General features: G+C 65.9%; 13 protein-coding genes and 1 pseudogene. 7 read left to right on the top strand and 7 right to left on the bottom strand.

Annotation, left to right across the window (positions count from 1 at the left end; genetic code table 11):
• Window positions 1-14: 14 nt before the first annotated feature.
• Window positions 15-1,814, bottom strand: coding sequence for an alginate export family protein (locus AC07Y0_RS13300; protein ID WP_498677965.1), 1,800 nt, complete (start codon window positions 1,812-1,814; stop codon window positions 15-17).
• A 167-nt stretch (window positions 1,815-1,981) separates the two neighbouring features.
• Window positions 1,982-2,737, bottom strand: coding sequence for a DeoR/GlpR family DNA-binding transcription regulator (locus tag AC07Y0_RS13295; RefSeq protein WP_498677963.1), 756 nt, complete (start codon window positions 2,735-2,737; stop codon window positions 1,982-1,984).
• Window positions 2,738-2,867: 130 nt separating this feature from the next.
• On the opposite strand from AC07Y0_RS13295, the gene AC07Y0_RS13290 reads away from it, so the two are divergent.
• Window positions 2,868-3,224 carry a hypothetical protein gene (locus tag AC07Y0_RS13290; protein WP_028737007.1) on the top strand — a complete coding sequence of 119 codons (357 nt, stop codon included), beginning with the start codon at window positions 2,868-2,870 and terminating at the stop codon, window positions 3,222-3,224.
• A 108-nt stretch (window positions 3,225-3,332) separates the two neighbouring features.
• On the opposite strand, the gene AC07Y0_RS13285 is transcribed toward AC07Y0_RS13290, so the two are convergent.
• Window positions 3,333-3,752 (bottom strand): VOC family protein, encoded by a 420-nt coding sequence (locus tag AC07Y0_RS13285; protein WP_498677960.1) that lies wholly within the window; start codon window positions 3,750-3,752, stop codon window positions 3,333-3,335.
• Between the two features lie 181 nt (window positions 3,753-3,933).
• Here AC07Y0_RS13285 and AC07Y0_RS13280 point away from each other — a divergent pair, with 181 nt between their 5' ends.
• Window positions 3,934-4,149, top strand: coding sequence for a KTSC domain-containing protein (locus AC07Y0_RS13280; protein WP_454744989.1), 216 nt, complete (start codon window positions 3,934-3,936; stop codon window positions 4,147-4,149).
• A gap of 61 nt (window positions 4,150-4,210) precedes the next feature.
• On the opposite strand, the gene AC07Y0_RS13275 is transcribed toward AC07Y0_RS13280, so the two are convergent.
• Entirely contained in the window at window positions 4,211-4,870 is a 660-nt protein-coding gene (locus AC07Y0_RS13275) for a glutathione S-transferase family protein (RefSeq protein ID WP_498677958.1), read from the bottom strand.
• A gap of 305 nt (window positions 4,871-5,175) precedes the next feature.
• Here AC07Y0_RS13275 and AC07Y0_RS13270 point away from each other — a divergent pair, with 305 nt between their 5' ends.
• From AC07Y0_RS13270 to AC07Y0_RS13260, 3 genes and pseudogenes are all read left to right on the top strand, one after another.
• Window positions 5,176-5,766 carry a DUF2087 domain-containing protein gene (locus AC07Y0_RS13270; RefSeq protein WP_498677957.1) on the top strand — a complete coding sequence of 197 codons (591 nt, stop codon included), beginning with the start codon at window positions 5,176-5,178 and terminating at the stop codon, window positions 5,764-5,766.
• A gap of 4 nt (window positions 5,767-5,770) precedes the next feature.
• Window positions 5,771-6,046 (top strand): hypothetical protein, encoded by a 276-nt coding sequence (locus AC07Y0_RS13265; protein WP_498677955.1) that lies wholly within the window; start codon window positions 5,771-5,773, stop codon window positions 6,044-6,046.
• 15 nt (window positions 6,047-6,061) lie between these two features.
• Window positions 6,062-6,679, top strand: a pseudogene (locus AC07Y0_RS13260) (alpha/beta fold hydrolase); the annotation flags it as partial.
• A 48-nt stretch (window positions 6,680-6,727) separates the two neighbouring features.
• Here the strand turns inward: AC07Y0_RS13260 and AC07Y0_RS13255 are convergent.
• Together AC07Y0_RS13255 and AC07Y0_RS13250 are read right to left on the bottom strand one after the other, a co-directional pair.
• On the bottom strand, window positions 6,728-8,554 hold the full coding sequence (locus AC07Y0_RS13255; protein ID WP_498677952.1) for a putative bifunctional diguanylate cyclase/phosphodiesterase: 1,827 nt from the start codon (window positions 8,552-8,554) through the stop codon (window positions 6,728-6,730).
• Window positions 8,555-8,705: 151 nt separating this feature from the next.
• Window positions 8,706-10,079, bottom strand: coding sequence for a TIGR03808 family TAT-translocated repetitive protein (locus AC07Y0_RS13250; RefSeq protein WP_498677950.1), 1,374 nt, complete (start codon window positions 10,077-10,079; stop codon window positions 8,706-8,708).
• 213 nt (window positions 10,080-10,292) lie between these two features.
• On the opposite strand from AC07Y0_RS13250, the gene AC07Y0_RS13245 reads away from it, so the two are divergent.
• Entirely contained in the window at window positions 10,293-10,499 is a 207-nt protein-coding gene (locus AC07Y0_RS13245) for a hypothetical protein (protein ID WP_498677948.1), read from the top strand.
• 176 nt (window positions 10,500-10,675) lie between these two features.
• Here the strand turns inward: AC07Y0_RS13245 and AC07Y0_RS13240 are convergent, their stop codons facing one another.
• On the bottom strand, window positions 10,676-11,221 hold the full coding sequence (locus AC07Y0_RS13240) for a MarR family winged helix-turn-helix transcriptional regulator (RefSeq protein ID WP_498677945.1): 546 nt from the start codon (window positions 11,219-11,221) through the stop codon (window positions 10,676-10,678).
• 123 nt (window positions 11,222-11,344) lie between these two features.
• Here AC07Y0_RS13240 and AC07Y0_RS13235 point away from each other — a divergent pair, with 123 nt between their 5' ends.
• Window positions 11,345-12,901: an MDR family MFS transporter gene (locus AC07Y0_RS13235; protein ID WP_498677943.1), complete on the top strand. Its 1,557-nt coding sequence runs from the start codon at window positions 11,345-11,347 to the stop codon at window positions 12,899-12,901.
• Window positions 12,902-12,996: the final 95 nt, after the last annotated feature.

The following is a 12,996-nucleotide window of genomic DNA, read 5'->3' as shown; positions in this document are numbered from 1 at the left end:
GAACCAGGTTGAAATCAGAATGCGACGCGCAGGAACGCCATGGCGCTCCACCACGGATCGAGATCGCCGGAGGCGGCGTCCCGCGCGGCCTCGCCGGGAAAGGTCGCCGCCACATGCCCCTGCAGCATCACTTGCGGCGAAATGAACCACTTGGCCGTCAGGTTGGCCTCGTAGCCGAGCTCCTCGGACCCCAGGAAGGAGAGCGCCGGGTTGCCGCCGAGATTCGTCGCGCTGTCGGCCGTGAAGATCCAGAATTGCGGGACCAGTTCGACCTTAGGGTTTGGCCGCAGACGCATCTGGATCCGATGCGTCACGAGGTTGCTGTCCTGAAACAGCTTGAAATGGTTGATGCCCTGCACCCACTGTTCCCCGTTGCCGCCCGAAAGCAGGGGATCCCACCGCTCGAAGCGCGCGGTCGCGGGGTCGTCTCCGGAAAATTGCGCGTAGCGGTAGCTGATCACCGGCGTCCAGGGCAGTTCCTGGAACTGGTATCCGACCTCGCCCGCCAGCGCCGTTGCGAACATGTCGAAATCGTCGTTGCGCTGCACGGCGAATTCCGCGCTGGCGAAGAATTGCCCGTTCGGCTGTTTCCACCGCAGCCGCGCGTCGTAGACCTGCAGACCTTCGCGGCCAAGCGTCGCGGAGGCCGGGTCCGGTGCGGTGAGGGCATAATAGGCATAGTCGGATTCGAGAACCTTGATGAACGAGCCGCCGAGACTGAAACCTGCGCCGATGTCGGTCTCGAGGTTGATCCCCGCCATCCGCGTGCGGGAATCGACCTCCGGCAATTCGTCCGGATCGAGGTAGAACAGTTCCGCCAGGCTGGTGTTGTAGCGCAGCTGACCGAGCACCAGCATGTCGGCGGCCCAGCGCGGATTGGACTGCAGGGCTGCCCGCTCGTCGCCGTTCGAGGCGGTGTTGCCGATGATCATGCTGTCGCCGATCGCGTAGCGCTTGCGCCCTGCCGACACGTTCCACACCAGGCGATCGCCGGTCTCGAACGTCTCGCCGCCGACCAGGCCGAGATAGGCATCCTCGATCGCCAGATGGTACCGGCTTTCGTCGGTGAAGAGCTCGGTGCCGGCCGAGGCGCTGAGAATGGTGCTCAGCCCGCCATAGGCATAGACATCCTCGCCAAGCGGGGTCAGCCCGTAGAGGCCGGTGTGAACGAAGCCTTCGGCCCATCCGCTGGCGCCCTTCCCGGCCGTTTCCCCGGAGACGAGCGGGTTACCCGCCAGGAACAGGTCAGGCCGTCCGTACCAGGCGTCGACATTGCCATAGAGCATGGTCAGGGCTTCGAGCTTGCCGACGATGATGGTCCCGTCCCGGTCGAACAGCACGGGCAGGTCGCCGGTTTCGCCCGTGAGAAGGTAGCCGCGATCCTCGCGCGAGACCTTGTCTCCCAGCTGCGCCCTGATCGTGACGATCACGCCGCCGGCAGAGCCCGGCGTCACTTCCAGTTGTGCGTCGGCGATGGCGGCCTGGCGGGTGCTTCTGGAGAGGGCCAGCTGAACTTCCGTCCGGTTGAACGTCATGCCGGGAAACAGGTTGAGGCTCCTGCGGATCAGGTCCGAAACCCGCTGATTGACGGTTGCATCCGGCGATGGATTGAGCAGGACGACTTCAATCTTCTCAACGATCTGACTGTCATCGGATCGCGCCGATTGCGCGAGGGCCGGGGCAGGTGAGCCGATGAGCACGCAGGCCAGGGTGAGAATGGCGGCCAAGAGCAATGGGAGGCGGGGCAGGGCCCGGATGCCGACCGGGTGCTGCGGGAAGAACGATACGCCTGCTGATTCCCGAGCCTGCCGCATCCCCTGTCCTCGTCAAAAATGCGCGTCTCATGGTTGGTCAGGCGTCGACCCCTGTCAATAAGCCGATATGCTAAATCTCGCAGAGGTTGTTTTTTGCGGCCCGTGGATAGGCGCGGAGCGGAAAGGGTCGCGACGGCGGAAAAGGTGCCAACCGGCTCCGGTGACACTCAATCGGTCACTACCGCCACCCCGGCCTCGCGATAGGGCGCCAGTCTCTCCGCCTCGATTCCGGCCGGCACGATCAGCCCGGTGATGGCGCCGAGCGGTGCGATGCGGCAGGGGGAGACGGCGTCGAGCTTTTCCTCCGTCACCGCCACATAGGTTTTCGCGCTGGCATCGAGGATGTGCCGCTTGATCGCCGCCTCCTCGAAATCGCCGGTCGACAGCCCGTGGCGTGGATGCGCGGCGGTGACGCCGAGGAAGAAGATGTCGGGGCGGATCGCGTCGATCGCCGCCATCGCCCGGGCACCGACCGCAACCATCGAATGCTTGTAGAGCCGCCCGCCGATCAGGATCACCTCGACCTTGGCATGGTGCTCGAAATCGGCGGCGATCGTCGGCGAATGGGTGGCGATGACGAGCGGCATGTCGCGCGGCAGATGCCGGGCGATCTCCGCCGTCGTCGTTCCACCGTCGAGGAACACCATCTGCCCCGGCGCGATGAGGGCGGCCGCCCGCGCGCCAAGCGCCGCCTTTTCCGCATTCGCCACGCTGCGCCGGGCGGTGAGGTCCGGCAGATCGGGGGCAACAGGCAGCGCCCCGCCATGCACCCGCTTCAGCAGTCCCTGCGCCGCCATCTCGTTCATGTCGCGGCGGATCGTGTCTTCAGACACGTTGAGTTCCCGCGCCAGCGCGCCCGCCAGCGCCTGGCCCTCGGTTCTCAGGGTTTCGAGGATATGCGTCCTGCGCTGGCTGCCGAGCATAACGTGTTCCTGCGTGTTCGTTCCGGAATATTCACGATAATACGCGAATGGATTCGACAATCCAGCAGGATCACGCAAGATCGTGCAGGCCTGCAGGATGCAGGTCGGACAAACCATGGGAGATGAACGCATGCTGATTTTGATTGCCGGCCCCTATCGCTCCGGCACCGGCGACGACCCGGTGAAGATGGCGGAGAACCTGAAACGGCTGGAGGCGCCGTCGCACGCGCTGTTTAAGGCGGGGCACGTGCCGATGATCGGCGAATGGGTGGCGCTGCCGGTCTGGCACGCCGCGGGCGGCAAGACGATCGGCGACGATCTCTACGAAGAGATTTTTCACCCGGTGGCGGGGCGCCTGCTGCAATTGTGCGAAGGCGTGCTGCGCCTGCCCGGCGCCTCGAAGGGGGCGGACAACGATGTGCGCATCGCCACGGAACGCGGCATTCCCGTCTGGTACCGGCTGGAGGACGTGCCCGGCTGCGCCTGAAACGGGTGGGCCGTGATCACCACCATCGGGCGGGCCCCTCCGCGTCAGGGGAGGGGCCACCGTTCCCGGGATCGCCGAACCGCGCTGCGGCCCGGCGGGCAGGAGACGTCAGACGGCAAAGATCGCCGCGTCGTCGTTGAAGGCCTTGAACTCCAGCGCATTGCCGGAGGGATCGAAGATGAACAGGGTGCGCTGCTCGCCGGCCTGCCCCTCGAAGCGCAGTTTTGGCTTCAGACCCCAGCGCGTGTCCGGGTCGGCCTCCAGCCGCCCGACCAGCGCCAGGAAATCGCCCATGGCGAGGATCACGCCGAAATGCGGGATCGGCACCACGTCGCCGTCGACCGCGCCGCTGGCCGTGTCCTTCGGCATCTCCGGCCTCAGATGCGCCGACATCTGGTGCCCGAACAGGTCGAAATCGATCCACTTGCCGGGGCTTTCCCGGCCGATGCGACAGCCGAGCACCGTGCCGTAGAAATGCCGCGTCGCCTCGATGTCGGTGATGGGAAAGGCCAGATGGAACGGGCGCATGGGGTCTCCTCGATCTTGTTCTTCGTCCAGCCTAGCGCGATCAGGTCCGCGCGCAAGCCGCAAACCGGCCTCCCGGTTGTCGCTTTGCAATTGACAATTGAATGCTGCGATGCACAATTGAGGGCATCGACTGCAAGGACGAACACCGCAAGACCGTTCCGGATGTGCATGAGGTGCGTGTATGAGCAGGATTACGCTTTCGTCGCGCGAAATCGCCGCGGTGGACTATGATCCGGAAGCGTTGCGGCTCGAAGTGGAGCTGCGCAAGGGCGGCGTCTACGAGATCGACGGCGTTCCGGAGACCATCTACCAGACCCTGATCACCTCAGAATCGCCCGGCACCTATTACCACCTGCATATCCGCAAGGGCGACTACAAGATGACCCGGCTGCGCTGAGGCGACCGCCCGGTCACGGGAGACGGCCGCGGGCGTGAGCCCGCGACGCGCCAGCGCCTGCTTATTCCTGTTCGTCGAGACGCGTCTGCCACATCGCCTTGAAGGCGGGGCGCTCCTGGCAGCGCTTCAGCCAGGCGGCGGTGTGCGGATGCTCGTCCATCAGCGGCTGGTAGGGCTGGCCGTAGCGCACCACCTCGGCGAGGTTGAGGTCGGCGACGGTGAAGCGTCCGCCCACCGCATAATCATTGGCGGCGAAATGCTTTTCCAGCACGCCGAACGGTCGCTTCAGCAGGCGCGACACGACCTCCGCCTCGGCCTGTCCGGCCTCGGTGGCAAGCCGCCCCTGCGCATTGGCCATGGAGATCTTCAGCGCATTGGTCTCGATTTCGGTCACGGCGAAGAACGACCACTGGGTGATCAGCGCGTCCTCGGCGAGATCCTTCGGCGCCAGCGGGCCGCCGTGCTTCTTGGCGAGGTAGAGGTTGATCGCCATGCTCTCATAGAGCCTCAGCCCGTCGTCGTCGATCGCCGGGATCGCCCCCATCGGATTGACGGCGAGGTATTCCGGCGAGCGGGTATTGGTTCTCACCCCCGGCGCCATCGGGTCGGCGAGCTTGTAGGCCTGGATGATCGGCACATGCTCGAATGTCAGCCCGAGTTCGCCGGCGAGCCAGAAGGTGCGCGTCGCCCGCGACTTGTAGACGCCATAGATCTTCAGCATGAAAGGGATCCTCCGATTGATTTGCCGGAAGGCTATCGGTCGCGAGCACCGATGAAAAGCCGGGGATCGGTGATCCGGCCATGAATTTCGATGATGACCGCCGGCGCCAATGTTGACTTCGCGGCGGCGAAATCTTATCGCATGGGGCATGGGTCCGCAGTTCACCCAGGCGTCACCGCCCCGCAAGGGGAGCTAAACCTGACTTTCTCTGAAGAAAACCGACAGCCACTTTTCCCGTGCCTGGTCGGAAGACGGTGACCACCGGCTTTTCTGGTTCGCCAGGGCACGATATCGAGGAAGTGACGATGTCGCGTATAATCCATACCTATGAGGCGCCCGATCTGTCGGCGCTTGCCAGGACCATCAAGCGGGAACTCGAAGCGCGGAGCGAAACGCCCGGCCATGTCGAGATCCTCAACATCCTGTCGCGCGCGGCGGGCTTTCGCAACTACCAGCACCTGAAGGCCTCGCGCACCGCCGAAACCCGTCTCGCCACGGCCCCGGAGCCGCAGCCGGAAGTCGACTTCCGGCGCGTCGAGACCGCGGCGCGCTGCTTCGACGTGGCTGACGTCCTGCTGCGCTGGCCGGGCAAGACCAATCTTCAGGCGCTCTGCCTGTGGAAGCTGTGGTCCTTCTTCCCCGCCGAAGTGGAGATGACCGAGCGCCAGGTCAACGACCTGTTGAAGCGCCATCATGCCTTCGGCGACCACGCGCTCGTTCGCCGCGAGATGGTCAATATGAGGCTGCTGTCGCGCACGGCCGACTGCCGCAGCTACCGCCGGGTCGAACGCCGCCCGCCGCCCGATGCGCTGGCGCTGATCCGGGGGAGCGGGGCACCGGCAACGGTGGCGGCGGCCGCCGTCGATCGTTCCGTCCCGTCTTCGGTCGAGGGGTAAGCGCATGCCGCACAATCCACTGTCCGCCTTACCGGTTCAGGCACGGCTCGATGCGGTGCGCCCCGAGGTCTGCCACCTGCCGGCCGGTCCGCTCGAATATGTCGATACGGGAGAGGGCGATGCCTTGCTTTGCCTGCATGGCGCCATGGGCGGTTACGACCAGGCGCTGCTGCTCGCCATGGCCGGTCTTTCCGACTGGGCAGGACGGCGCATCCTTGCCCCGTCGCGCCCCGGCTATCTCGGCACGCCGCTCGAAACGGCGAAGACGCCGGAGGCCTAGGCCGACCTCTTTGCCGCGCTGCTCGACCGGCTGGGCATCGCGGCCGCCGATGTCATCGCCGTGTCCGGCGGCGGCCCTTCGGCCATTCATTTCGCCGCGCGCCATCCGCAGAAATGCCGTTCGCTGATCCTCGTTTCGGCCTGCAGCGGAACGCTGACCATCCCGCCGGAATACCAGGACAGGTTCGAGGCCATGGTGAAGATGACGCGCCTTGCCCCGGTTCGCTGGATCATGGCGGCGATGGGCCGTTTCGCGCCGGAACGGGCGATCCGCCAGTCGATTCTCGACGCCGACCTGCGCCGCCGCACGCTTGCCGATCCTGAGGCCGGACCACTGGTCCGCGCCCTGCAGCGCTCGACCATGACCCGGCTGAACCATCGCATGCCCGGCCTGCTGAACGACACTGCCAGTTGCGCGGCGATTGATGCGCTGCCGATCGGGGCCGTCAGGGCGCCGGTCCTGGTGATCCACGGCAAGGCCGACCGCGTCGTGCCCTTTGCCCATGCGGAAAGGATAGGCCAAGTCCTGGCCGAGGCGCATCTGCTGGCGATCCCGGAAGGGGAACACGTCGCGCTCTTCACCCACCTCGGCGATGTCCGGGCGGCAACGGCGAAACTGCTGGCGAGCCGCTGATCGGGGGGCGTCGACCAGGCAGACGTGTTCAGTCCGTTCCCCGGCTGGTCAGCCGGCCACGCTGAGGGGGGCTTCGGCTATCCCGAGCGGGGTGCCGATGATGCGGCGCTCCTTGATGAGCGTGGAAATGTCCGAGCGGTCGATCGCCCGCGAATAGAGATAGCCCTGGGCGTTGGCGCAGCCGAGCCGGTAGAGCGATTCGGCCTGTTCCGCCGTCTCCACGCCCTCGGCGACGACGCCGATGCCGAGGCCCTTGGCGATGTCGATCAGCCCCTTGATGATGACGGCGCCGGCCCGGTCGTTGACCATGCGCTGCACGAAGCACTTGTCGATCTTGATGACGTCGACGGGCACGGTGAGCAGATGGGTCAGCGAGGCGAAACCGGTGCCGAAGTCGTCGAGCGCAACGCTCATCCCGGCGGTCCTCAGGTCCTGGATCTGCTCGGCGACGATCTGGTCGCGCTGGTCGAGATAGACGCTTTCGGTCACTTCGACGGTGACCTTCTTCAACGGCACGCCCGCTTCGGCGAAACTGGAGGCGACCCGGTCGGCGAGGCCCGCGCGGTAGAAGTCGGCGGCGGACAGGTTGACGCTGACCCGGCCGAAGTCGATCCCGGCATCCAGCCAGCGCCGCGTATCGGCGGCGACCCGGCCGAGCATGCGCCGCGTCAGTTCGAAGGCGATGTTGGCGTCCTTGGTCGCTTCGTGGAAATGCGCCGCCGAGATCATCTCTCCCTTGTGGGTCTTCATCCGGCAGAGCGCCTCGAGGCTGACGATCCGGCCGGTCGCCAGTTCGACGATCGGCTGGTAATAGGCCTCGATGCGGTCTTCGCGCAGCGCCTCGGTCACGTCCTGGATCGCCCGGAAACGCTTGACGATCGCGGTGCCGAGGCCCGGCACGTATTCGATATAGTTGCCGCGCGCCCGTTCCTTGGCATGATAGAGGGCATAGTCGGCGTTCTGGCGCACCTGTTCGGCGCTGTCGCCGGCCATCGCCACGGCGCCGCCGAGCGTGACCGAGGGATAGATCACATGGTCGGAGCAGGTGCAGGGCAGCCTGATCGCCTCCAGCACCCGGGCGGCGACCGCGGAGAGATTCTTGCTTTCGTCACCGGTGACGATGACGGCAAATTCGTCGCCGCCGAGGCGAAAGCTCATGCCGGCCTCGCCGACGGAGGCGATGCGGGCCGCCACGTAGCGGATCAGGTCGTCGCCCGCCCGGTGGCCGAAGGTGTCGTTGATCAGCTTGAGATTGTCGACGTCGGCCAGCAGCACGCCCCAGGGACAATCACTCTGGTCCTGCGAGGCCACCACGTCGTTGAACCGGCCGCGATTGGGCAGTTGCGTCAGCGCATCGGTTTCGGCAAGCCGGCGCCGTTCGGTGATGCGTTGGTCCCGCTCGATGGCGATGGCGCAGAGATGCACGCAGGCTTCGACGATCTTCTGCTCGATCTCGGATGGGCCACGCGGCGTGCGAAAATAGAAGGCGAAGGTTCCGAGCACCTTTCCCGTGCCGATGATCGGCGTCGACCAGCAGGCGGCGAGCCCGAGCGGCAGGGCGAGATGCTTGAAGTCGGCCCAGAAGGGGTGGGTGGCGATGTCGGTGACCGTCACCGGCCTGCCGGTGAAGGCCGCCGCGCCGCACGATCCGACGCCGGGGCCGATCTGCACGCCGTCGATCGCTGCGGCGTAGTGGGCGGGAAGCGAGGGGCCGGCAAGGTGGCGCAGCCGGTTCTGCTGATCGAGCACCAGCACCGAACAGACGATGTCGGGGACGATCTCTTCGACGGTGCGGCACAGGAGGTCGACCGTCTCCCCGAGCGGAACGCCCGTGGCAATCATCTCGAGAATCTTGTTCTGCAGCTTTGTCAGCATGGCCGTGTGTGAGGTTGTGTTTCCGCGAATACAATCACGTCGGCCTTAAGCAGTTGTTACGAGGACTCTAAAATAGCAATGTAACGATGTTTTCGTGCGTTCGCTTCGACGTTGCCGGTCAGGTGGCGCCCCGGCGGCCGCGGCCTCACCCTCAGCCGCGCCGGTTTCCCTCGATCGTCAGGTGCCCGTAGTTTCCGCCACCGTCGATCAGTTCGCCGCCTGCCTTGTCGTTCCAGCGATAGCCGAGGATGGCGCCGTCGCTCGCCCCGCCGATCACATTGCCGGAAACCACCGTCGTGCCGCTGCCTTCGACCACGGAAACCGCAATGCCGACCGGGCAGTTGCGGATGATGTTGGCGCTGGCCACCACGTCGCGCAGATAGGGCCCCCAGCCGAGCATCAGCCCCCATTTCGGCGCGTTCTCGATGACGTTGCCGCTCACCACCGTGTCCGCCTCCACCGCAATGCCGAAACCGAAACCGGCGCCGTCATGGCTGTAGGGGCCCTCGAGCTTCATGTTGCGCACGATATTGCCGGAAACGGTCGACAGGCGGCCGCCCTGGTCGAGGTTGACGACGAGAATGCCGTTGGCCGCGCCATCGACCAGGTTGTCGGCGATCAGCGCGCCTTCGAAAGAGAACTCGGCATAGATCGCCGTTTCGCCCGAGCGCAGGCACTGGTTGGTGGCGATCGTGACGTTCGACGCCGAATTGGCCCGGATCGCCGAGAAGGCGCAGTCGGAAACATGATTGCCCGAAACCAGCACATTGTCGGCGCGGAACAGGTTGATACCGTTGCCGTTCTGCCCGGTGCCGCCGGCGCGGGCGCCGATCCGGGCGATACGGTTGCCGCTCACCATGGCGCCGTCCTCGCCCTTGGTCCAGCGATGCACCAGAATGCCGCCATTGCCGCAGTCGGAGACGTCGTTGTCCTTGATCGTCAGCGCCTTCGTCTCGATCGCCAGGAGCCCGGCATCGGCAGCACCGGTGATGCGGCAGTCGCTGATCCGGCCGCCGCAGCGCTCCAGTTGCAGGCCATGCTTGCGGCTGCCGACGATCTCGCAGTCGACGACCTGCACCGCGTCGACGGCGCGAAAGGAGACGAGCGCATCGGCATAGTCGGCGAGCCAGCGATTGGCGCCGTCGAGCGTGATGCCCGACAGCGCGACATGGCGAACGTCGCGCGCGGTCACCAGATGGCCGTCGCCACTGTAGGAGAGGCGGGTGGCGCCCGGCACGCCGATCAGCCTTGTGCCGTCGGGCAGTTCGAGATTGGAGACTTCGTAGGCGCCGGCCGGCAGGAAGACCGGCTGGCCGCTGGCCGCTGCGGCATTGAGCAGCGCCTGCAGCTTGCGGCTCTGGTTGTCGGCGGCGCCCGGCACGATCCCGGCTTCTGCCGCATCCAGCGCCCCGCGCAGGTCGGCGGCGATCGGCTGCGCCTGGGCGGACGCAGTCCTGGCGGGAAAGGCCAGCGGCAAGGCCGGCAGGCTTGCCAGACCACCCAGAATGACACGCCTTTTCAGCATCATCGCTCCCTGTTGAAGACCGGCCCCACGGGCCAGCGACGGTTGCCCGGGCATCCGATCGGCGAAACCTTGGCCGAAAGCGCCGGACGCGGCAAGCCGGGTTGCGACAAATCATCCATCGTCCGTCCGGCCGGAACCGTTTGCGCCAGATCAATGCCATGGCCTCTGCAAGGTCTAGTCTTCACTCCAGAAAGTAAATCGATGGAGGGCTTGATGCTTCGTCTTTCTGCAGTGCTTTATATTCTCGTCGCAACGGTACTGGCCGGCGGGGCAGTGACGGCCGTGCTCGCCATGAAGATGATGGAACCGTGGCAGATTGCCGGTGCGTTCGCAGCAGGCTGCATCGCCGCCCTGCCGATCGCCGCCATCCTCGGCCGCAAGATGTACAATGCAATGAATTCCCCTTCGACGCCGGCCTGACGGCGGCGTTTGACCGCGCGCTGCGCCTGCCGGCGTCCCTTGGGGCGGACTGACGCCGGCGGATCGTGGCTGCATGCGCGCACGGCACGACCGGCTCCGTCCTTTCAATGGACGGGCCGGTCGGATCGTTTTGGGCGGTCGGCAATACTTTCGATTCTTCTTCGCGGCGGCTTGGCCTAGTCTTCACCGCCGCCTGTCGCGTCCTGCGATTCCATCTCGAACAGCTGCCGGCGCCGGTCGAAACCGGAAATGAAGCGGTCGTAGAGTTCGGCGAAGCGCGCGATGTCCTCCTCGGGCCAGTCCGAAACGACGTCGCGGATCGTGTCCCGCTTCACCTCGTCTACCTTTTTCAACAGGTCCTGGCCGACCGGCGTGACCACGACGATGGTCCGTCGCGCGTCCTCCTGCGAAACTTCCCTTTTCAGCAATCCCTGGCGGACCAGATCGGCGACGATGCGGCTCGATCGCGACGGATCGACCCGCAGCTCCTCGGCGATCGCCCCGACGGTCGCCTCCTGTGTCGCTTGAAGCCGCCGCACCGTGCCCACCACGTCGAGATGCGAAAGCTCCATGCCGCCGCCGACGCGGCTGATCACCAGGTTGCCGAGGAAACGCCGGCCGATCATCAGCCGCAGGCGCCCCATCGAGCTTCCGATGCTGGCAATGGCGTCGGCAGCGTGCTGCGTGCCGGGCGAGGGGGGAGGTGTGTGATCGTCGGTCATGGCTCCTGATAGCAGATGTTCGCTCGCGATCCAACAAATTTCATGCCTGCATCATGTAAGTGCGATTGACAAATATATGCTAAAAGCACATAAATTGACGAACTGTAAACCTGGACCCCCGCCATGGACATGAAATCCAACCCGCCGACGGTCACGACGGCCTCGGCATCCGCCGAGCCGCTTGCCTCGCCCTTCGTCTCTCTCGTCCCCGACCCCCGCCGTCGCGTCATCGTCTTCGTGCTGCTGCTGACGGCGCTGTTCATGGCGACTCTCGACAACCAGATCGTCTCCACCGCGCTGCCGACCATTGTCGGCGAATTCGGCGAACTCGAGCGCTTCGGCTGGGTCGGCTCGGCCTACCTGCTCACGTCGAGCGCGGTCATGCCGCTCTACGGCAAGCTCGGCGACCTGTTCGGCCGCAAATATGTGATCATGGCGGCGGTCGCGATCTTCACCCTCGGTTCGCTGGTCTGTGGCCTGGCGGTGTCGATGGACACGCTGATCGCCGCCCGCGTGCTGCAGGCACTCGGCGGCGGCGGCATCATGGTGTCGATCTTCTCGATCAATGCGGACCTGTTCGAGGCCCGCGAGCGGGCGCGCTACCAGAGCTATTCCAGCCTCGCGCTGATGGCCTCGGGCGCGGTCGGCCCGGTGCTGGGCGGCACGCTCAGCGACCTGTTCGGCTGGCGCTCCATCTTCCTGGTCAATCTGCCGATCGGCATCCTGGTGCTGGCCGGTCTCGCCGTCCTGCTGCCCTACCGCAAGCCGCACCGCCGGCCGAAGATCGACTATGCCGGCGCGATCCTGCTGGCGGGTGCGGTCGCCAGCGTCGTGCTGTGGGCCGACAGCGCCCAGATCTTCGGCTCGCTGGTCGCCACGGAAAGCCTGGTTGTCGTCGCCTTTGGCCTCTTGTGCGCGCTCGGCTGGATCGCCGTCGAACGGCGCGTCGCCGAACCCGTCGTGCCGCTGTCGCTGTTTTCCCACCGCACCATCAATCTCATGCTGGTCATCTCGCTGGTCTCCGGCGCGATCGGCATCGGCTCGGTCAACTACGTCGCGCTGTTCCTGCAGACCACGACGGGGCTGACTCCGACCTTTGCCGGGCTGCTGTTCATCGCCATGACCGGCGGTATAGCCGCAGGTTCGCTCTGGGCCGGGCGGCGGATCTCGAAGAGCGGGCTTTACAAGCCCTATTCGATCGCCTCCACCGCCGTGGGCGTCGTCAGCCTGGCGATCTTCAGCCAGATACAGGCCGGAACGCCCGTGGCCGTCATCGCGGCCGTCATGCTGCTGCACGGCATCGGAATCGGCATCGGCCAGCAGGTGCCGGTGCTCGGCGTGCAGAACGCGGCCGCACGTGACGACGTCGGTGCCGCCACCGGCACGGTGACGCTCGCCCGCATGTCGGGCGCGGCGATCGCCATCTCGATCTACGGCGCGATCATCGGCTCGGGCCTGTCGCATCTGACCAACCAGATCCCGGGTGTCGCCGATTTCCAGCAGTTGACCCCGCAAATGCTGGGCGCCCTGCCGGAGGCGAGCCGGGCTGCGGTCGCCGAAGCCTATGCGGGAGCCTTCTTCCCGCTCTTCCTCACGGCCTCCGGCATCGTCGCCATCGGCCTTGTCGCCGCGCTGATGCTGAAGAACGTGCGCCTGCCGGTCGCGGGCAAGGGGAAGTAGGGCAGGGGGAGACGGTCGGGCCGGCGCGAATGCTTCAGGACAGCTTCGCGCCAGCCGCGTTTGCCAGACTGCCGGCAATATCTCGGCATGAAGCG

This window comes from Allorhizobium sp. GW101-3B10, assembly GCF_059424725.1.
This window is presented reverse-complemented; position numbering and strand designations above follow the sequence as displayed.

Excerpts from the sequence above, each read along its gene's own strand:
- AC07Y0_RS13300 (WP_498677965.1), bottom strand. The coding sequence starts at position 1,814 with ATGCGGCAGGCTCGGGAATCAGCAGGCGTATCGTTCTTCCCGCAGCAC.
- AC07Y0_RS13295 (WP_498677963.1), bottom strand. The coding sequence starts at position 2,737 with ATGCTCGGCAGCCAGCGCAGGACGCATATCCTCGAAACCCTGAGAACC.
- AC07Y0_RS13290 (WP_028737007.1), top strand. The coding sequence starts at position 2,868 with ATGCTGATTTTGATTGCCGGCCCCTATCGCTCCGGCACCGGCGACGAC.
- AC07Y0_RS13285 (WP_498677960.1), bottom strand. The coding sequence starts at position 3,752 with ATGCGCCCGTTCCATCTGGCCTTTCCCATCACCGACATCGAGGCGACG.
- AC07Y0_RS13280 (WP_454744989.1), top strand. The coding sequence starts at position 3,934 with ATGAGCAGGATTACGCTTTCGTCGCGCGAAATCGCCGCGGTGGACTAT.
- AC07Y0_RS13275 (WP_498677958.1), bottom strand. The coding sequence starts at position 4,870 with ATGCTGAAGATCTATGGCGTCTACAAGTCGCGGGCGACGCGCACCTTC.
- AC07Y0_RS13270 (WP_498677957.1), top strand. The coding sequence starts at position 5,176 with ATGTCGCGTATAATCCATACCTATGAGGCGCCCGATCTGTCGGCGCTT.
- AC07Y0_RS13265 (WP_498677955.1), top strand. The coding sequence starts at position 5,771 with ATGCCGCACAATCCACTGTCCGCCTTACCGGTTCAGGCACGGCTCGAT.
- AC07Y0_RS13255 (WP_498677952.1), bottom strand. The coding sequence starts at position 8,554 with ATGCTGACAAAGCTGCAGAACAAGATTCTCGAGATGATTGCCACGGGC.
- AC07Y0_RS13250 (WP_498677950.1), bottom strand. The coding sequence starts at position 10,079 with ATGCTGAAAAGGCGTGTCATTCTGGGTGGTCTGGCAAGCCTGCCGGCC.
- AC07Y0_RS13245 (WP_498677948.1), top strand. The coding sequence starts at position 10,293 with ATGCTTCGTCTTTCTGCAGTGCTTTATATTCTCGTCGCAACGGTACTG.
- AC07Y0_RS13240 (WP_498677945.1), bottom strand. The coding sequence starts at position 11,221 with ATGACCGACGATCACACACCTCCCCCCTCGCCCGGCACGCAGCACGCT.
- AC07Y0_RS13235 (WP_498677943.1), top strand. The coding sequence starts at position 11,345 with ATGGACATGAAATCCAACCCGCCGACGGTCACGACGGCCTCGGCATCC.